The following is an 18,474-nucleotide window of genomic DNA, read 5'->3' as shown; positions in this document are numbered from 1 at the left end:
CGGTCAGGGGCCGCGGGGGGCGCGGCGGGTTGGGGGGCGCGTCACCGCATCCCCGGTTGCAGCTTCACGTCGGCCGCCGGGCGCGTGCGCGGGCGGGCGGCGTTGATCCAGCCGGTGCGCCCGAGCTGCGCGCCGCCCGCGCCGTCCCTTCCCAGGCGCAGCGGCGGCACCGCGGCGGCGGAGAGGACGGGGTTGAGCACGAAGTCCGTCTCCGGCCCGACATGCAGGCGGGTGAGGTCACAGATCCGGCGGAACATCTGCCGGCCCGGCAGGAAGTCGGCGAAGGAGGCGGCGTCCAGCGGGCCGATGCGGATGATGAAGCGCGCCGCGGGGTCCCAGGTCTGGGCGCCGGCGGCGGCATCCACGCCGAGGCGGGCATAGGCGCCGCCGAGGCGCGTGCGCTCCGCCGTCGGGAGGCGTTGCCAGGCACCGGCGAACTCGATGATCTCCACCGTTCGGCCGGTCTCGTCCTCCAGCATGGCGGCGAGGCGCTCCGCGCTGCGGGTGCGGCTGGCGAGGTGGCCGGCGTGGTAGAGCAGCCCGGCCAGCGGCGTGACGAGGCGGCCGTCGAGGCCCGGCGTCGCCATGCCGATCGCGCCCGCCAGTGCCGTGTCCACGCGGGAGGGATCACGGGCCGGACGGACCTTTGCGCCGGCCTTCACCCAGAGGCCGGTGAAACGGCGGGACAGCATCTCCAGGAAGGCGACGAGGGCGGCGCCCCGGCGGCGGAGGCTGGGCGGGAGGTTGCGCAGCTCCGCCGCAGCGACCGCGGTGTAGTGGCGCGGCAGGGCCGCACCGCTGCCGATGAGGCCGAAGGTGGGCGCCGCGAGCTCGCCGCTGTCCACGTCGCCCGACAGCACCTCCCCGGCGGGGAGTCCGAGGCGGGGGACGGCGCGGAAGGGAAGGTCGGCGATGTCCCGGCCCCGTGCCACCATGTGGGCGGCCTGGTCGAGGTCGAAGCGCTCGGGCTGCTGTGCCAGGCGCTCGGCGGGGCTGAGCGCCGGGGGATCGGGCGGGAGAAAGGGGGCGGCGGCCGTCACCACCCCCGTCACAGAACGGGAAGTGGGCGCGGCGTTCCGGGGGACCGGTGGCGCGGTGGGCTCCGGCGGCGGTTCCGCAGCCGAGGGCGGCGGGGCGGCATCGGCCCAGGGCAGCGGCACGGCAGCGGGTGGCGGCGGCACGGCGTCGGCCGCGGGTGGCGGGGCGGCCGATGGCAGCGGGGCGGCGGGCGCGGGCGGCCGTGGCGGGCGGAAGGAGACCACCGTCGCGTCGGGGTCGAAGGGCTCCTTCTCCTCCTCGGGCGTCGGGGTGCCGACGCGGAGCCAGGGCGGGTCCTCTTCGTCCGTTCCGCTCATCGGTGACGGCTCACAGCAGGATCCGCGTGCCGCTGCGGGGCGGCCACTGGGCGACGGATTCCGTGCGGCCGCGCAGGACGGCGCGGGTGCGGACGAAGCCGTTCACCGAGATCTGCAGCGCGAGGAAATGCTCCAGCACCGCGGCAAGGAGGTAGAGGCCGCCGGAGACCCAGTCCTGCGGGTCGAAGGTGAGCGTCACGTCGATTCCGCGGGTGAAGATGCCCGGGCGCTGGCCGGGGATGCGGGCGAGGCCGGGCTTCGCGTCCACCGAGAGAAGGGCGGCGATGGCCGTGCGCGTCTCCGGCGCGTCGCGCAGGTCGTGCAGGCGGAGCTGCTCTCGCAGGGCGAGCGCCGCGTCCTCCCCGCCCATGACGCCGAGGTGGTTGAGGGCGAGGTGGGAGATGAGGCGCCAGCCGCCCTTGCCGCGCAGCCGGAAGCGCAGCGTGGAGGTGGGGGCGCGGATCGCCTCCACCGACTGGACGTTGATCGGGTCCACGATCCGCAGCCGCGGCTCGCCGTTTCCGAAGGGCAGGAGATCGGGCAGGTCGCGGTTGAGGCAGAGAGCCTCGACGGTCAGAACGCCGTCGGCCGGCATCATCGGGTCGAAGCGGTGGTCGCGCAGCATCAGCCGCGTCTCGGTGCCCGTCAGGGGGCTCGGCGCGGGCAGGCGGCGGGCGATCCACTGGACCTCGGCCTCCGCCACCTCCTGGCCGTTCGGCTCCCGCGCCAAGCGGTGGAAGGGCTGGACGATGCGGCGCAGCCCGTCCGACCGCGTCTCCCGCAGCTGGCGGATGGAGTGGACCTCCAGCGCCGCGGGGCGCCGCGCATCGGGCAGGACGAGCCAGTCCGACTTCGTGCCGTCGAGCGAGATCGGCTCGCAGCGCTGGGGGAAGAGGTTGACCGCCGGGGTGCAGTGGAGGGCGAGCGTCTCCGCACCCACCGCGCGCTCCAGCGCCGACGCCGCGCGGTTGAGATAGAAGAAGATTTCCAGCCGGTCGCTTTTCTGCAGCGCCGTCCGGGCCTCCAGGCCGTCGAGGTCGAGGTACAGGAACTTTTCCGGGAAGGCGAAGTACTCGGTCAGCAGGCGGTGGCCGTCGAACGCGCGGCGGGGCCACGGCAGCGCCGCTTCCTCCCGCAGGAAGCCGGCCGGGCGGAGGGCGGTGGGCGGCAGGAGGGTAGGGTTCGGGTCCGCCGGGCCGTCCGCCAGAGCGATGCCGATCGTGGCGGTGGAGAGGAGCTCGTGCAGCGCCAGGGCCGTGGGGCCGGAGCCCGGCAAGTGGAAGCGCAGCCGGTCGAGGCCGGTCTTCGCGAAGTCGAGGTCGGGCGCGCTCGTTCGCAGCGTCAGCCGCAGGCAGGCCGCGGCGCGCGGCGCACGCGGGTTGGCGGGGGCGGCGAAGGGCAGGCCCATGAGCCGCGCCGCCTCGATCCGCACGGGCCAGAGGGTCAGGGCGTGGCAGGTGACGTAGCGCAGCCCCTGCCCACCCGCGACCGGGTCCGTCTCCACCGCCAGGCCGCGCGGGACCTGGGTGGGGCCCGTGGCGTCGGGGGAGCCGGTGAAGCGCAGCGTCGTCATGCTCGGCACGGGGGCGAGCAGATGGGGGGAGAGAAGCTCGATCAGCGCGTCCGAGAATTCGGGGAGCTCGTCCTCCAGCCGGTGCTGGACGCGGGCGGCGAGGAAGGCAACGCCCTCCAGCAGGCGCTCCACATGCGGGTCGTCGGCGGCGCCGTCCCGCGTGACGCGGAGGCGGCCGGCCACCTTCGGGTGAGCCTCGGCAAAGTCGCCGGCGAGCTTGCGCAGCGCCTCCAGCTCGGCGTTGTAGAAGGGGAGAAGGCTCTCGCTCATCGCCGGTTCATCATCGCGAGGCCCTCATCGTTCGGCGACCTTCACGTCGTGCGAGACGGCCTCGAGCACGGTGTCGAAGGAGATGGGCTCCGGCACCGGGTCGGTTCGCAGCACGGCGGTGACCCGCAGGCGCATGGTGCGGTCGAGGTCGTTGCTCGGGCGCAGCACGACCTGGATGTTCATCAGCCGCGGCTCGAAGCGGCGGATCACATCCTCCACCTCCTTCGCCAGCGCCTCGCGCGATTCCTCCAGCGCGTAGGTTCCGGAGGTGGCATCGGGGATGCCGTAGCCGAGGGGAGAGGTGACGAGTTCGGTCAGGTGCTCCGGCAGCAGCCAGCGACGGCGGCGGGCGTTCAGCAGCGCCTCCAGGTCGCGGCGCACGCCGGCGCGCAGCACCTCCAGCGCACGCGTGGCGTTGGGAGGGGACTCGGTGGTCTTCTCCGGGGCCTCGTCCAGCAGCCGGTCGAGAAGGGGCAGGCGGACCCGAAGCGACCCGGGGCGGGTGGAGTCGCTCATGGGCCGCGTCGATGCCGTGGCGCCGGGACAGGCGCGTCGGACCGATGCGTCCGACACGGTTCCCCGCGCACCCGTCCTTCAGAGGAAGGGCGGGTCGCGGGGGCCTCAGGCCCCACGGCGGAAGGTCCGGGGTTGGACGCATGCGTCCAGCCCGCCTCCCGGGGTCCCGGGCGCCACATCATCCTCATCCCAGGCGGAGCGTCGCGACCTCGGAGATCGGCACCGCTTCCTCGCCCATGAGCCAGAGGCGCTGGCCCATGCCGCGGACGAGGACCTGATCCCCCTCCCCGCTTTCCTCCCACTCCGTGACGCGTCCGAGGCGGAGCTGGTCCGAGACCTGGCCGGTGCCGCGCGGATAGAGGGCTGGGACGAAGATGACGCCGTCCGAGCCGTCCTTCAGCGTGATCTCGGCGCGGCGCCACACCACGTCCCGCGGGCGGCGGCCGGGGGTGAAGGCGAGGCTGCCGAGGCGCTCGAAGGAGACGAGCATGTGCTCCCCGGCGGTGGTCAGGATCTCCAGGCCGGGGGCGATCAGGTCGTCGGCGTCGCGGATGTCGTCGAACTCGATCGTCTTGCCGTTGACGAGCTCGGCGGTACCGGGGGCGCGGGGGCGGGTGGCCTCGGCCTCGGCGGCGGCCGCGGCGGCGCCGGCGGCGTCACCGGCACGGAGCGCGACGATGGCGCGCAGGGCGGCCTCCTGCGCCGGGGTGGCCTGCTGGCCCTGGAAGTTCGGCGCGCGGCCCTCGGCCCAGACCTGCTGGCGCACGACCTCCGCGCGCAGGAGGCGGCGGAACTCGAGGACGGCGGGGTTCGGGTCGTCGAGGACGGCGGCGTCGAGCATCCGGTCGGCGCGCTCGGCGTCCCCGGAGAGGAGGAGCAGCTCGGCGAGGAGCCAGCGGGCGTCGGCGTCGCGCGGCGCGGCCTTCACCTTCGCCTGGGCGGCGGCGATGGCGGCGGCGATGTCGCCGGCTCGGAGGGCTTCGGCGGTGGTGGACACGGTGGGCGTTCCCTTCAGGTGATCGGCAGGTTCAGCGGTGGGCCGCGCGGGGCGTGGTCCGCGGGGCCGCCGAGGGGCGGGCGGGCGCCGGCGATCGGCCGCGGCGCCGGCTGGGGGGTGTGCGGGTCATGCGGAGCGCGGCCCCGCGATGTCGGTGACGAGGCGGAAGACAGCCCCCACGTCATCGAGCTGGTAGTGCGGCTGGAGGTGGACGATGCAGCCATAGGTGCCGGGGCGGCCGGGCTGTTCGCGCACCTCCACCCGCGCCTCCCGCAGGGGGTAGCGGGAGGCGGTGTCGCCACCGCCCACGAGGCCGCTGACGTAGTTGCCGATCCAGCGGGAGAGGCGGAACTCCACCTCCTCCGGGCTGAGGTAGGCGCCGATCATGTCGCGCCCCATCACCTTCACGCAGTGGGCGAAGCGGGAGACGCAGAGCACGTTGTTCAGCTGGGCCGAGAGGCGCTGGTTGGCCTCCGCGATGTCGGTGTTCATGCGGGGCGGGCGGTGCATCGTCGGCAGGGCGCCGAAGCTGGCTTCCGGCAGGCCGTCCAGGCCGCAGAGCGCGACGATGTTCGACTCGGAGAGGGCGCGCTCCTGGTCGTCCGTCAGGACGAGTTCCAGCGGGGGGCGCGGCGGGGGACCGGGCGGGTCGGAGGGAAGGCGCTCGAGCGGGAGGGTGTCCACCACGCCGCCGCCGGCGATCTCCGACGGCTCGGCGCCGCGCAGCTCGCCGGGCCAGCGGTAGCGGGCGAAGGCGCGGATAGCCACGGCGCCCATCGAATAGACGGGGGTCGTCCAGACGCGGCCGGATTCGCCGCTGATGTGCTCGGCGTAACGGAAGCGGTCGGCGCGCGTGCCATCGGCCCGCCAGGCCGCGCGGCCGAGGACGCGGGGGAGGAGGAGGGAGAGGAAGCGCGTGTCCTCCCGCCCCGAGAGGGAGCGCCACCGCGTGCGCTCCGGCGAGCGGAGGGCGATGGTGAGATCGTTGGCCGGCCCGGCCTCGGAGAAGCTGTCCAGGCCGAGCATGGCCGGGGAGGCGGGCAGGATCATCGGGGCGAAGGCCGCGGCCGCGACGGCGGCGAGGCGGCCAAGCACGGCCACGTCATCCACGTTGTGCGTCGGCGAGGGGCCGGGCTGCACCTCGTGGTCGCACAACATCAGGCTGTACGGCTCACCGCCCGCGAGGCCGAACTCCTCCTCGTGCAGCTTGCGGAAGAGGTGGGACTGGTCGAACTCCGCCGCGCGCTCAAGGTCCCGGGCGAGCTCCGCCCAGCGGATCGGCATGACGCGGATGCGGATGCTGCGGTCCATGTCCGCCTGGTCCGCGAGCCAGGCGAGGCCGCGCCAGGAGCCCTCGAACTTCGCGAGCCGGGGATGGTGGAGGACGGCGTCGAGCTGGCGGGAGAGAAGGGCGTCGAGGGCCGCGATGTCGCGGTCCACCGCCTCTTCCAGCCGCTCCACCCGGTCCTGGGCGGAGAGAAGGGTGGCGAGGAGGTCGTCGCCGAACCAGGCGCGCAGGGCGGCGCCGCGGTCCCGCTGCACGGTGAATTCCGCGAGGGCGGCCGCCTCCTCGGCGCGCTTGGCGCCGAAGAAGCGGCCGGACCGCACGTCGTCCCGGATGGCCACGTCCGTCAATCCCGGTGGATCGTGGCCGTGACCGGAGTCAGCTCTTCTGCGGGATGCGGGCGACCATGCGCATGGAGGTGGTCAGCTCCTCCATCTGCAGCCAGGGCTGCAGGTGCGCGACGGCGTTGTAGGAGCCGGGCTTGCCCGGGATCTCCCGCACCTCGATCGAGGCGGCCTTGAGCGGATAGCGGGCCCGCGCCTCCTGGCCGGCGCCCTCCATCGGGTTGACGTAGTTCTGGATCCAGCGGTTCAGCCAGGTCTCGCAGTCCGACGCCTCCATGAAGGAGCCGATCTTGTCGCGCGCCATCACCTTCAGGAAGTGCGCGAAGCGCGACGTCGCCATGATGTAGGGCAGGCGGGCGGAGATGGCGGCGTTGGCCGTCGCCTCCGGGCGGTCGTACTTCTTCGGCTTCTGGACGGTCTGGGCCCCGAAGAACACGGCGTAGTCGGTGTTCTTGTAGTGGCAGAGCGGCAGGAAGCCGAGGTTGGACAGCTCCGCCTCGCGCCGGTCGGTGATGGCGATCTCGGTCGGGCACTTGGCGTCGAGGTCGCCGTCATCCGAGGTGAAGACGTGGTTCGGCAGGTCGGAGACCTTGCCGCCGCCCTCGGCGCCGCGGATGGCGGTGCACCAGCCGTACTGGGCGAAGGCGTCCGTCATGCGGGCGGCCATGACGTAGGCCGCGTTGGACCAGCAGTAGTGCTCGTGGTTCATCGCCTTGGCGGAGCCGTCGGCGTTGAACTCGGCCTCCTCGTAGCCGAACTCCTCGACCGGCTTCGTGGCGGCGCCGTAGGGCAGGCGGGAGATGACGCGCGGCATCACCATGGTGACGAAGCGGCTGTCCTCACGCTCCCGGAAGGAGCGCCACTTGGTGTATTCCTGCGTCTCGAAGATCTTCGCGAGGTCGCGCGGCTTGGAGAGCTCGGTCCAGTTGTTGAAGCCGAACATGCCGGCGCCCGCGGCCGTGACGAAGGGCGCGAAGCCCGCCGCCGCGACGGAGGAGATCTGCGAGAGGGTCTCGATGTCCTCGGGGTGGGAGCCCCACTCGTAGTCGCCGACGAGGGCGCCGTAGGGCTCGCCGCCCGGCAGGCCGAACTCGCTCTCGTAGATCTTCTTGAAGAGCTGGGACTGGTCGAACTCCACGGCCTTCGTCAGGTCGCGGTGCATCTCCTTCTTCGTCAGCTGGATCATGCGCAGCTTGAGGGAGGTGCCCGTCTCCGACTTGTCGACGAGGTAGTGCAGGCCGCGCCAGGAGCCTTCCAGCTTCAGGAAGCGGGGGTGATGCATCACCGCGTTGAGCTGCTTGGAGATCTTCTCGTCCAGGGCAGCCACGGCGCGGTTGAAGGTCTGCGTCATGTTGCGGCTGAAGGTGACGGTGCCCTTCAGCGCCTCCTCGGCCAGGGCCTTCACGAGCTCCTGGGCGCGGTCCTTCTCGGTCTGGCGCGTCGCGCCGACGACTTGGTCGAGGAGGGAGAGGCCGCCCTCCTCGGTGGTGGTGCTGGCGCCCGCGGCGCTCGTCTGGGTCTCGCTCATGGGATCAGGCCTCCGGCTTGTTCAGGCCGAGCTCGGCCGAGAGTGCGTCGAGCTTGCCCTTGTCCTGCAGGACCTGCTCCAGCAGGCCCTCCAGCTCCTCGGACATGTCCGCCTTGCTCATGAGGTCGCGCAGCTTCGCGCGGGTCTCGAGCATCGCCTTCAGGGCGGGGACCTGCTCGGCGACCCGGGCGGGCTCGAAATCGTCCAGCGACTTGAACTTCAGGTTGACGGCCATCTCGGAACCGTCGTCGGCGAGGGTGTTCTCGACCTTCATGTTCAGGCCGGGCGCGATGCGCGCCATGACGTCGTTGAAGTTGTCGCGGTCGATCTGGGTGAACTTGCGGTCCGCGAGCGGCTTCAGCGGCTCGGTCGGGTCGCCGGCGAAGTCGCCCATGACGCCGACGACGAAGGGCAGCTCCCGCACGATGGCGGCGCCTTCCGTCTCGACCTCGTAGGAGATGTGCACGCGCGGCTTGCGCACGCGGTTGAGCTTGTCATGAACTGAGCCGGACATCGGGTGCTCCCCTTGAAGGACGCGGGTTTGATCTTCTGGCAGGCTGCGGGGCCGCGCGCGGCCCCGGCAAGTCCGGTGACCCGGTGCCGCCGCTGGCCCGGGCCGCGTCCCCACCACTCGGCGCGGAGCGTAATCGGGGGCAAAACACCCCGTCAATCAGCTTCCTCGGGACGGCCGCAACCGTTTCTGTCGCGTCTGTCTCGCCCCGGGTGACCGATCCGTCATTCCGGCGGCGTGGGGCGGATGCCGAGGGCGGTGAGCATGCCCACCCGCGCCGTCTCGTCACCCAGGACCTCGGCCAGGAGGTCGGGCAGCGTCATGCGGCCGCGCCGGGCGGCGTCCCGGAGCGTATAGGCCAGCGGGGAGTGCGGCTCGGTCTTCTCAAAGAAGTCGGCGATCTTGTCGAGGGCCTCCAGCGCCGCCTCCCGCGAGGCGATGGACCCGCCGATGTTGAAGGCCCCGAGCGCGAAGCCGCCCGGCGCCCCGGGTTCCGCCCCGGGAACGGCGGTGCCGTCGGGGGCGATCTCCGTCGCGGCGGCCGGCGCAGGCCCGCCGGCAAGCTTCTCGGACACTTCATGCAGGCGCTGGAGGACGGTGTTGACACGCGAGGTCGGGACCTCGCCGAAGCCCGAGAACTTCTCGGTCAGCAGGGCGTCGAACTTGCGCCAGATGTCGAGCGCCTCGGCGGCCAGGTTCGCCATGCCTCGCAGGGCCGGGCGGTTGAGGCTTGCCTCCGCCTCCAGCACCGCCATCTCCGGCACGCCGGCGGCGTAGCGGCGCTGCTTGTATTCCTCGTCCGCGCGTCCGGCGACCTCCTCCGCCTGGTCGTAGCGGTAGAGCGGCAGGTTCGTGCCGTCGGTGCGGCGGAAGAGCGGGAGCCGGCGCAGCGGCTGCATGATCGTGCCGTCGCCGGAGGCCCCGGAGAGGCCGCCCAGGATGGTGGCGCGGTCCTCGATCCCCTCCTCGTCCGGCAGCGGGAAGCCGGCGTCCCACATCGTCTCCAGCAGGCCCATCAGCAGCTTCGTGCCGGTGATGAGTCCGTTCAGCCCGTCCTGCCGCACCATCGCCTCGGTCAGCCAGGACGCGACCTCGAAGTCCTTCGCGCTATTCGTTAAGATCTCCTCACCCGTCCGGCGCACCACGCGCCAGCCCTCGGCGACGGGCGCGTCCTCCTCCCCCTCGGAATCGCGGTCGCGCTCCTCCAGCCGCGCCTCGGAGCGCGCATCCTTCACGCGGCGATAGGGCGAGACGGCGGAGGGATCCTCGCGCGGATCCGTGCCGGCGCCATCCCCTTCGGCCAGCGGTGCGAGGAGCGCCGACAGGTCCAGCACGTCCGTTGCCATCGGAATCCCTCCGCATTCTCGCCCCCAACGCTAAGGGGAGGCGGTGGGAGCGGCAACCTCGGCCGCGACGCGTCCCGCGCGCCGCCACGTCACGCGACAGACGCGACGCCCGGCGGCTCCGCGACGATGGCGCGGACACGCGCGACCTGCGGCGCGACAGACGCGACATTCGCGTGCAGGCGGTGGACAGTGCTCTTCCAGGCCCATTCCGCGGGGCTTTCCGGCGATTCCCGGGCGGCGTTGTGTCGCGCCGCTGTCGCCTTCCGAGGGGGGCCGGAAGCTGGACAGGGAAGCGGCCGCGATCATAGGCTCCGCAACGAATTCAGGACGCGCTTCCTCATTCGCCACGACGTGGCGAGGCAGGTCGCGAGAGGGCGGGAGTGCAGCGCAGGTGGTAGCGATCGATCTCAAGGCTCTGGTGTCACGCCTGACGGGCGTCGTCCGTCGCCAGCTGGAGGCCTCGGCCGGGCTGACCCTGTCGCGGACCCACTACAACGTCGAGATCGAGCACGTCCTCCTGAAGCTGGTGGAGACGGCGGGCAGCGACGTGTCCCACGTGCTGAAGTACCAGAACGTGGACCCGGCGCGCGTGATCGCCGAGCTGAACCGCGCGCTGGACAAGTTCAAGACCGGCAACTCCCGGGCCCCTTCCCTCTCCCCCGACCTGGTCACCTGGCTGCGTGAGGCGTGGCTGATCGCCTCCCTCGAGGGCTCGTCGGGCCGCATCCGGTCCGGGCACATGCTGGCGGCGCTGATCGCCGACGAGAACCTGCAGCGGACCCTGCGGGAGAGCGCGCCGAGCCTGGCCGCGATCCCCGAGGCGGTGGTCCGGAAGGACCTGGTGCTGGTCGCGAAGGACAGCGAGGAGCAGGCGCAGGCCGGCGCCGAGGCGGCGGCCCCCGGCGGTGGCGCCCCGTCCGCGGGCGGTGCGCCCGGCGCGCCGGGCTCTGGCGACGGGCCGCTGAACCAGTTCTGCGCGGATCTGACGGCGCAGGCGAAGAGCGGGAAGATCGACCCGATCCTCGGCCGGGACGACGAGATCCGGCAGATGATCGACATCCTGACCCGCCGCCGGCAGAACAACCCGATCCTCACGGGCGAGGCGGGCGTCGGCAAGACCGCGGTGGTCGAGGGCCTGGCGCTGCGGATCGCGGCCGGCGACGTGCCGGAGGCGCTGAAGAACGTGCGGCTGCTGTCGCTCGACCTCGGGCTCCTGCAGGCGGGCGCCGGCGTCAAGGGCGAGTTCGAGAACCGGCTGCGGGGCGTGATCGACGGCGTCAAGTCGTCCCCGACGCCGGTGCTCCTCTTCATCGACGAGGCGCACCAGCTGATCGGCGCCGGCGGCTCGGCCGGCCAGAACGACGCGGCGAACCTGCTGAAGCCGGCGCTGGCGCGCGGCGAGCTGCGCTGCATCGCGGCCACCACCTGGGCCGAGTACAAGAAGTACTTCGAGAAGGACGCCGCTCTCACCCGGCGCTTCCAGGTCGTGAAGGTCGAGGAGCCGTCGGTGCCGCTGGCGCAGGCGATGCTGCGCGGCCTGGTCCCCGTGCTGGAGAAGCATCACGGCGTCCGCATCCTGGACAGCGCGGTGGAGGAGGCGGTGAAGCTCTCCGCCCGCTACATCCCGGCGCGGCAGCTTCCGGACAAGGGCGTGTCGCTGCTGGACACGGCCTGCGCCCGGGTGGGGATGAGCCAGGCGGCGATCCCGGCGGCGATCGAGGACAAGCAGCGCCGCGCGGCGCTGATCGAGACGGAGCTGAAGGCCATTCGCCGCGAGGAGGCGACGGGCACGGACCACACCGCCCGCCGCACCGCGCTGGAGGAGGAGGCGAAGTCCGTCGCGGACGAGCTGGCCGCGCTGGAGGGCCGCTGGACCTCGGAGAAGGACCTCGTCACCAAGGTCCTCGAGATCCGCAAGGCGCTGGAGAGTGCCGAGGCGAGCGAGGACGCCGCCGCGCGACGGGACGAGCTGGCCGCGACCTCCTCCGAGCTGAAGGCGCTGCAGGGCGAGAACCCGCTGGTTCACCCGGTGGTGGACGGCGTGGCCGTCGCGGAGGTGGTGGAGACCTGGACCGGCATTCCCGTGGGCCGGATGGTCTCGGACGAGATCTCGACCGTCATGAACCTCAAGGACAAGCTTGAGGAGCGGGTGGTCGGTCAGTCCCACGCGCTGGAGGCGATCGCGCAGGCGATCCGCGTCTCCCGCGCCGGGCTCGCGGACCCGCGCAAGCCGATCGGCGTCTTCCTCTTCGCCGGCACGTCGGGCGTCGGCAAGACGGAGACGGCGCTGGCGGTGGCGGAGCTGCTCTACGGCGGCGAGCAGAACCTGACGACGATCAACATGAGCGAGTTCAAGGAGGAGCATAAGGTCTCCCTCCTGATGGGCTCTCCTCCTGGGTATGTCGGCTACGGCGAGGGCGGCGTCCTGACGGAAGCCGTGCGCCGCCGCCCCTACTCCGTGGTCCTGCTGGACGAGATGGAGAAGGCGCATCCCGGCGTGCAGGACGTGTTCTACAACGTCTTCGACAAGGGCAACATGAAGGACGGCGAGGGGCGGGACATCGACTTCCGCAACTCCGTCATCATCATGACGTCCAACGCCGGCACGGACACCATCGCGAAGCTCTGCGCCGACCCCGAGACGGCGCCCGGGCCGCAGGAGCTGGCGGAGGCGCTGCGCCCCGACCTGCTGAAGGTGTTCAAGCCCGCCTTCCTCGGCCGCTGCAACGTGGTGATCTACTACCCGCTGGCCGACGACACGCTGCGCCTGATCGTCGGGCTGAACATGAAGCGCATCGCCCGGCGCGTGCGCGAGAGCTACGGCGCCGGCTTCGAGGTGTCACCCGAGGTACTCGACGCGATCGTGTCCCGCTGCCAGGAAAGCGAGACGGGCGCGCGCAACATCGAGAACATCCTCAACCGGACGATGCTCCCCGAACTCTCCTCCCACGTGCTGGAGCGCCTGGCGAACGGGGAGCAGATCGGGACCATCAAGGTGGGCCTCGCTCCCGAAGGCGCCTTCACCTACGCGCTGGCCTGACGGCCCGCGCGCAACCCCTCGCCACGAACCGCCGCCGCAGCGGTTCGTTGGCCCCCCTCTCAACCGCGGCGTAAGGAACGTTGGATCATGGCTATCTTCCTCAAGTACGGCGACCTCAAGGGTGAGGTCACCTCCGTCAGCCACAAGGACTGGATCGAGTGCCACTCCTTCCAGTGGGGCGTCGGCCGCGGCATCTCTGCCGGCGTCGGCGGCGGCTCCAAGCGCGAGGCGACCGCCCCGTCTGTCAGCGAGATCATGCTGACGAAGACGATGGACATCGCCGACCCGCTGCTCCTGAAGGAGGCGATCGGCGGCAAGGGCATCACCGCCTTCGTCGAGATGACGCAGACCGACGACAGCGGGAAGCACATCCCCTACCAGAAGTACAAGCTGGAGGACGCCATGATCTCCGGCTACTCCATCACCACCGGCGGCGACCGTCCGTCCGTGTCCTTCAGCATCAACTTCGACAAGTTCGACAGCGAGTACGTCGCGATCGACTCGAAGTTCAACGCGGTCAGCAAGGGCCACGTCATCTACACGATCAGCGCCGCGAAGTCGGGCTGATCGGGTAACGCCCCGGCCCCGCCCCTCGCGGCGGGGCCGGATCGCGCGGAAAGGGAATCACGGGCTTGAGCGATTCGAACGTCATTTCGCAGACCAGCCGTATGCTGCGGATCACGTCGCCGCTGGGGCCCGACGTCCTGGTGCTGCGCCGGATCACGGTTCGCGAGGCCATCGGTGGCCTGTACCGGATCGAGGCGGAGGTGCTGTCCGACACGACCAACCTCGATCCCGAGGCCCTGATCGGCAAGCCCATCACCTGCACGGTCGAGAGCACGCTGCGCGGAACCCGCCATTATCATGGCATCGTCAATACCTTCGTCCGCATCGGCGAGGACGGGCGCGGCCACGCGACCTACCGGCTGGAAGCGGTGCCGAGGCTCTGGTTCCTCTCCCGGCGCGTGAACTGCCGCATCTTCCAGAAGGAGAAGCCGCAGGACATCATCACGAAGCTGGTGACCGAGGACGGCGCCGGCACGATCGCCTTCGGCAACGGTACCGAGGCGCCGCCGCGGGAATACTGCACCCAGTTCAACGAGAGCGACCTGGATTTCATCCTGCGGCTGATGGAGGAGCACGGCTGGGCCCTGTTCTTCCAACACGAGCAGAACGACCACAAGGCGCATGTCGTCAGCATCAACGCGAGCTTCCCGCTGCTGCCGAGCACGCAGACCGTCCGCCGCGACATGGTCGGCGCCGGCGTCACCGCACTGACGCGCTGGGAGCCGCGCTCGACCCTGCCGCCTGGCAGCGCGAAGGCCTGGGACCATGACCAGCTGGGCAAGTTCACCAACCTGAAGCAGTCCAGCGCCGACACGATCCTGCACACTGCGCACAAGGCGCATGCCGAGGTGTTCCGCTGGCCCGGCGGCCAGACCGTGCGCCCCGGCGCCGATCCGGCGAAGCTCATGATGGAGGGGCCGGAAGCGGGCGCCGACCGTGTGGGCGCCGCGGGCACTGATCCGTCCCTGTACGCCGGCAGCCGGGTGAAGGTGAAGTCCGGGATCGACGGCACCGTCTCGAACTGGCTCGTGACCGAGATCACCCATCAGGGCTTCGACGATACGCATCTCGATGGCGGCGGCACCGCCGGCTACTCGAACTCCTTCGTGGTGATCCCGGCGGAGCGGCCCTGGCGGCCGCTCTTCCCGCGGCCGCGGCCCGTGATGGGGGGCGTGCACCACGCCCTGGTCACCGGGCCGAAGGGCGAGGAGATCCATTGCGATGAGTACGGGCGCATCAAGGTGCTGTTCCCCTGGTTCCGCGGCGGCCGCTTTGCGGAAGGCGGTGCGGAGATCCTCGGCGGTGGCACCCCTCCTTCGCCAGGGAACGAGAACTCCTCCTGCTGGGTGCGGGTGATGCAGGCCTCGAGCGGGGCCTGGGGCGGCAACTGGTACCTGCCGCGCATCGGCGACCAAGTGATCGTCGCCTTCGTGGATTCCGATCCCGACCGGCCGCTGGTCATGGGCGCGGTGTACGGCGACACGTTCAAGCCGCCCTTCCCCTTGCCGGCGAAAAAGACGCAGACCGGCTACAAGACGCGCTCGACCAAGAACGGCGCGGCGAGCAACTTCAACCAGATCATGTTCGACGACGAGAAGGGCAAGGAACTGGTGGATATGCAGGCCGAGAAGGACCTGCACCTGCTGGTGAAGAACAATCGCACCGTGGAGGTGAACAACAACCACACGGAGACGATCGGCAACAATCGCACGGCCACGATCAAGAAGGGCAACGAGACCCTGACGGTCGAGACCGGGAACATGACCACGACGGTGAAGAAGGGGAACCAGGAAAACACCGTTGAGATGGGGAACCAGACGAACACGGTGAAGATGGGGAACCAGACCAACGAGGTCTCGATGGGGAACCAGACCAACACCGTGAAGATGGGCAACATCACGGAGAAGGCGAACCTCGGGAAGATCGACATCGAGGCGATGCAGTCCATCACCCTGAAGGTCGGCGGCTCCTCGATCGAGATCAGCCAGATCGGCGTCACCATCAAGGGGGCGGTCATGGTGGATGTGAAGGGTGTCATGGTGCAGCAAAGCGCGGACGCCATAATGACCATCAAGGGCGGCCTGGTGATGATCAACTGATGACCGACCAGGTATCGAGGCCTGCGGCGAACAAGCTCGCGGGCGCCCTCCCCCCTCTCCTCCCCCGGCTCGAGCTGGAGGCGGAGCACGCCGCGCTGCTGGACGGCGTGGCCGATGCGGCCGCCGGCGTGGAGCGGCTGGTGTCCGCCAACGCGATGCCGGAGGCGGTGCGGCTGGTCGCCCACGCCCTGCCGAAGCGCGAGGCGGTGTGGTGGTGCTGCATGTGCGCCCGCGCCGTGCCGGATCCCGCCCTGCCCGCCCCGGACGCGGAGGCGCTGGCCGCCGCCGAGAACTGGGTGCGCCGGCAGGACGAGGCGACGCGCCGTGCCGCCATGGCCGCCGCGCAGCGCACCGGCTTCCGCTCGCCGGAGGCCTGGGCCGCGGTGGCCGCCTTCTGGTCCGGCGGCAGCATGGCGCCGGAGGGTTCGCCGGACGTGCCGCCCGCGCCGCACCTGACGGGTGTGGCGATCGCGGGCGGCGTGATGCTGGCCGCGGTGCGCGTCACGCCCGCGCGCGCGCCGCTGCGCTTCCCGCGCTTCCTGACGGCCGCGCGCGAGATCGCCGGCGGCGGCGCCGGCCGCATGCCGCCCGAGGAGAGCTGACGCCGTGGGAATGCCGGCTTCGCGCATCGGTGACATGCATGTCTGCCCGATGGTCACCCCCGGGGTGCCGCCCATCCCGCATGTCGGCGGGCCGATCATCATGGGCTCGCCCACCGTGCTGACGGGCAAGATCCCGCAGGCGCGGATCACCGATCAGTGCATCTGCGTTGGCCCGCCGGACGTGCTGGTGAAGGGGTCCGTGACGGTGCTGGTGAACAGTCTCATGGCCATCCGGATCGGCGACATGACGGTCCATGGCGGCACGGTCATCGTTGGGCTGCCGACGGTGCTCATCGGGGGCTGACGGGCTCGGGCCGTGCGGCCCATCCATCAAGGGAAATGGCGAAGTGGACGGTTCGGCGCGCCGAGGTGCGCGGCCGGACCCCGTGCCCGTGCGCCGGGATCGAGTGCGGGCGGCTCAGGGGAACGACGATGGCCACGCATGTTGTCAGCTACCAGCGCGACACGTCCTATGTGACGAATATCAGCAAGGGCGCGACCTGCTACGCCGTGCTCGGCACGATGACGGTCGGGGGTACGACCTTCCGCACCTTCGAGCGGTTCAGCATGATGGCGGACCGGCCGGAGAACGATTTCCCGCACCTCGCACCCGGCGACTACACCACGGCCGTCATGTACTGGCACGGCAAGCTGGGGCGGGTGATCAACCCCTACAACGGGACGGGACCGTCCAAGCGTTACAATAACGTGCTGGTCCATGCCGGCAGCCGGCCGTCGCATTTCGAGGGCTGCATCGGGCCCGGGACGCTGGAGGGCGCGGGAGTCACGGCGAAGATGACGCGCGGCGACCAGGCGATGGCGTTCATCTGGAAGAGCTGCGGCGGCAACGCCGCGGACAAGAAGGGCTGGAGCATCCGGGCGCTGAAGGTGCTGCTGCGGGTGGAGAACGCCTTCCCTGGCAAGGCGGGGCTGACGCTCTACACGGGCTGATCCCCGGTCCCGTCGCGCCGTGCGTCCGGCCCGCTTCCCGTCTCACCAAGTCGCGGCGAAAAGCTGACGGGGATCCCGCCCCTCTCAGCCTTCCGCGGCAGCCCGATGAGAAAGGATGAGTTGGGGTCCGGGGGAGAGAAATCCTTCTCTCCTCCGAAGTCACGCGTGTGCCGCCTCAGGACAGCGTGTCGTCGCTCGCGTTCGTCGAATCGCCGATCCGGATCACCACGGCGGTGACGTTGTCCCGAGCCCCGTGGGAGACCGCGTCGGCAATCAGGGACTCCGCGGTCGCACCGGCGCGCAGGCGGGCGGCGATGCCGGGTTCCTCAATCGCCTTGAACAGTCCGTCGCTGCACAGCAGGAAGGTGTCGCCGTCGGCGTAGCGACCGGTCACCTTGTCCAGCTCCAACTCGCCCTCCGCGCCGATGGCGCGGGTGATGACGTTCGCCTGGGGGTGGCGCTCAGCCTCCTCCTCGGTAAGCGCGCCCGATTCCACCAGCTCCTGCACGAGGGAGTGGTCGCGGGTGATGCGCACCATCTCGCCGTGGCGCAGGAGGTAGGCGCGGCTGTCGCCGGCCCAGAGGGCGGCGAAATGGCCGCCGCGCATGATCATCATGACGACCGTGGTCGCCATCGGCCGCGGGCGGCGCTCCGCGGCGCTGCGGGCCTGAAGGCTGGCATGCACGCTCGAGAGGCGAAGGCGGAGCTGAGCGAGGATCTCGGCGGCGGAGAGTCCGGCGGGGATGGATTCCAGCGCCTCCGTCACGGCGGCGCTGGCCACCTCGCCGCCGCCATGGCCGCCGGCGCCGTCCGCCACCGCCCAGAGGCCGAGGCGGGGGCGAGCGAGGACGGAATCCTCGTTCCGGGACCGCACGGTGCCGCGATGCGTGCAGGCGGTGCAGTAGGCGGACGGGACGGGGGTGCGGATCATCCGGGTTCGAGCCCGAGGAGGAGCGGGAAGCGCCAGGGCGGCGGGAGGCCGGCGGAGACGAGGAGCGTGCGATCCTCGGTGCGCCAGAAGCGGCAGGCGCCGTCCAGCGTGGCGTCGGGATCGCCGGGGTCCGACGGCAGGGGCAGGAGGGCGGCCAGGGCGTCGGCGTCGAGCGCGCCGGCGACCGCGCGGGCGCCCGCCTCCTCGGCCACCGCGAACCAGTCCGGGGGCGGGTCGCCGGCGTTGGGGAGCAGCGCCGCGAGGGTCAGGGGGAAGCGGCGGCCGACCATGTCGGTGCTGGGGAAGGCGACGCCGATCGCCGCCTCCCGACCACAGGCGCCGGGGGCAAGGCGGAAGCGGAAGGGGAGCGCCGTATCCCAGGCATCGCGCCAGGCGTCCTCGCCCAAGGCCTCCGCCGCGGCGACGAGGCCGGCGGAGAGCCAGGCGTCCCAGGGCTCCACGAAGCGGGCGGGCAGGCCGCGCCGCACGAAGTCGCCATGGGCCGGCAGCTTGCCGAAGACCCCGGCGACCGAGGCGTCCAGGGCGCCGCTCATCACCC

At 71.4% G+C, this 18,474-nt stretch carries 16 protein-coding genes; 6 read left to right on the top strand and 10 right to left on the bottom strand.

Annotation, left to right across the window (positions count from 1 at the left end):
* Positions 1-41: 41 nt before the first annotated feature.
* The 8 genes from tssG to tssA form a co-directional block, all read right to left on the bottom strand.
* Entirely contained in the window at positions 42-1,355 is a 1,314-nt protein-coding gene (gene tssG, locus ACP6CK_RS27040; protein ID WP_426956434.1) for a type VI secretion system baseplate subunit TssG, read from the bottom strand.
* 10 nt (positions 1,356-1,365) lie between these two features.
* Entirely contained in the window at positions 1,366-3,198 is a 1,833-nt protein-coding gene (gene tssF, locus ACP6CK_RS27035; RefSeq protein WP_426956433.1) for a type VI secretion system baseplate subunit TssF, read from the bottom strand.
* Positions 3,199-3,222: 24 nt separating this feature from the next.
* Positions 3,223-3,714: a type VI secretion system baseplate subunit TssE gene (gene tssE, locus ACP6CK_RS27030; RefSeq protein ID WP_426956432.1), complete on the bottom strand. Its 492-nt coding sequence runs from the start codon at positions 3,712-3,714 to the stop codon at positions 3,223-3,225.
* 184 nt (positions 3,715-3,898) lie between these two features.
* Entirely contained in the window at positions 3,899-4,711 is an 813-nt protein-coding gene (locus tag ACP6CK_RS27025; RefSeq protein ID WP_426956431.1) for a type VI secretion system accessory protein TagJ, read from the bottom strand.
* Positions 4,712-4,837: 126 nt separating this feature from the next.
* On the bottom strand, positions 4,838-6,337 hold the full coding sequence (gene tssC, locus ACP6CK_RS27020; protein WP_426956430.1) for a type VI secretion system contractile sheath large subunit: 1,500 nt from the start codon (positions 6,335-6,337) through the stop codon (positions 4,838-4,840).
* A gap of 37 nt (positions 6,338-6,374) precedes the next feature.
* Positions 6,375-7,868: a type VI secretion system contractile sheath large subunit gene (gene tssC, locus ACP6CK_RS27015; protein WP_426956429.1), complete on the bottom strand. Its 1,494-nt coding sequence runs from the start codon at positions 7,866-7,868 to the stop codon at positions 6,375-6,377.
* A gap of 4 nt (positions 7,869-7,872) precedes the next feature.
* Positions 7,873-8,382 carry a type VI secretion system contractile sheath small subunit gene (gene tssB / locus ACP6CK_RS27010; protein WP_426956428.1) on the bottom strand — a complete coding sequence of 170 codons (510 nt, stop codon included), beginning with the start codon at positions 8,380-8,382 and terminating at the stop codon, positions 7,873-7,875.
* 221 nt (positions 8,383-8,603) lie between these two features.
* Positions 8,604-9,725, bottom strand: coding sequence for a type VI secretion system protein TssA (gene tssA / locus ACP6CK_RS27005; RefSeq protein WP_426956427.1), 1,122 nt, complete (start codon positions 9,723-9,725; stop codon positions 8,604-8,606).
* A 391-nt stretch (positions 9,726-10,116) separates the two neighbouring features.
* On the opposite strand from tssA, the gene tssH reads away from it, so the two are divergent.
* The 6 genes from tssH (at position 10,117) to ACP6CK_RS26975 (ending at position 16,984) form a co-directional block, all read left to right on the top strand.
* Complete coding sequence (gene tssH, locus ACP6CK_RS27000) at positions 10,117-12,765, top strand: type VI secretion system ATPase TssH (RefSeq protein ID WP_426956426.1); 2,649 nt, start codon at positions 10,117-10,119, stop codon at positions 12,763-12,765.
* Positions 12,766-12,852: 87 nt separating this feature from the next.
* Complete coding sequence (locus tag ACP6CK_RS26995; RefSeq protein ID WP_426956425.1) at positions 12,853-13,332, top strand: Hcp family type VI secretion system effector; 480 nt, start codon at positions 12,853-12,855, stop codon at positions 13,330-13,332.
* 65 nt (positions 13,333-13,397) lie between these two features.
* Positions 13,398-15,431, top strand: coding sequence for a type VI secretion system Vgr family protein (locus ACP6CK_RS26990; RefSeq protein WP_426956424.1), 2,034 nt, complete (start codon positions 13,398-13,400; stop codon positions 15,429-15,431).
* Positions 15,431-16,033: a DUF6931 family protein gene (locus ACP6CK_RS26985; protein WP_426956423.1), complete on the top strand. Its 603-nt coding sequence runs from the start codon at positions 15,431-15,433 to the stop codon at positions 16,031-16,033. Before ACP6CK_RS26990 ends, ACP6CK_RS26985 begins: the two co-directional genes overlap by 1 nt.
* Positions 16,034-16,043: 10 nt before the next feature.
* Complete coding sequence (locus ACP6CK_RS26980) at positions 16,044-16,337, top strand: PAAR domain-containing protein (RefSeq protein WP_426959986.1); 294 nt, start codon at positions 16,044-16,046, stop codon at positions 16,335-16,337.
* A 128-nt stretch (positions 16,338-16,465) separates the two neighbouring features.
* A complete protein-coding gene (locus ACP6CK_RS26975; RefSeq protein WP_426956422.1) occupies positions 16,466-16,984 on the top strand; it encodes a hypothetical protein in 519 nt (172 codons plus the stop codon).
* 175 nt (positions 16,985-17,159) lie between these two features.
* Here ACP6CK_RS26975 and ACP6CK_RS26970 read toward each other — a convergent pair whose 3' ends face one another.
* Positions 17,160-17,915 (bottom strand): PP2C family protein-serine/threonine phosphatase, encoded by a 756-nt coding sequence (locus ACP6CK_RS26970; RefSeq protein ID WP_426956421.1) that lies wholly within the window; start codon positions 17,913-17,915, stop codon positions 17,160-17,162.
* Positions 17,912-18,469: a type VI secretion system-associated protein TagF gene (gene tagF / locus ACP6CK_RS26965; RefSeq protein WP_426956420.1), complete on the bottom strand. Its 558-nt coding sequence runs from the start codon at positions 18,467-18,469 to the stop codon at positions 17,912-17,914. Before tagF ends, ACP6CK_RS26970 begins: the two co-directional genes overlap by 4 nt.
* Positions 18,470-18,474: the final 5 nt, after the last annotated feature.

This window comes from Muricoccus radiodurans (assembly GCF_050154705.1).
In the GTDB taxonomy this organism is placed as follows: domain Bacteria; phylum Pseudomonadota; class Alphaproteobacteria; order Acetobacterales; family Acetobacteraceae; genus Roseomonas; species Roseomonas radiodurans.
The sequence above is the reverse complement of the archived record's forward strand: the minus strand, read 5'-3'. Positions and strand labels throughout refer to the sequence as shown.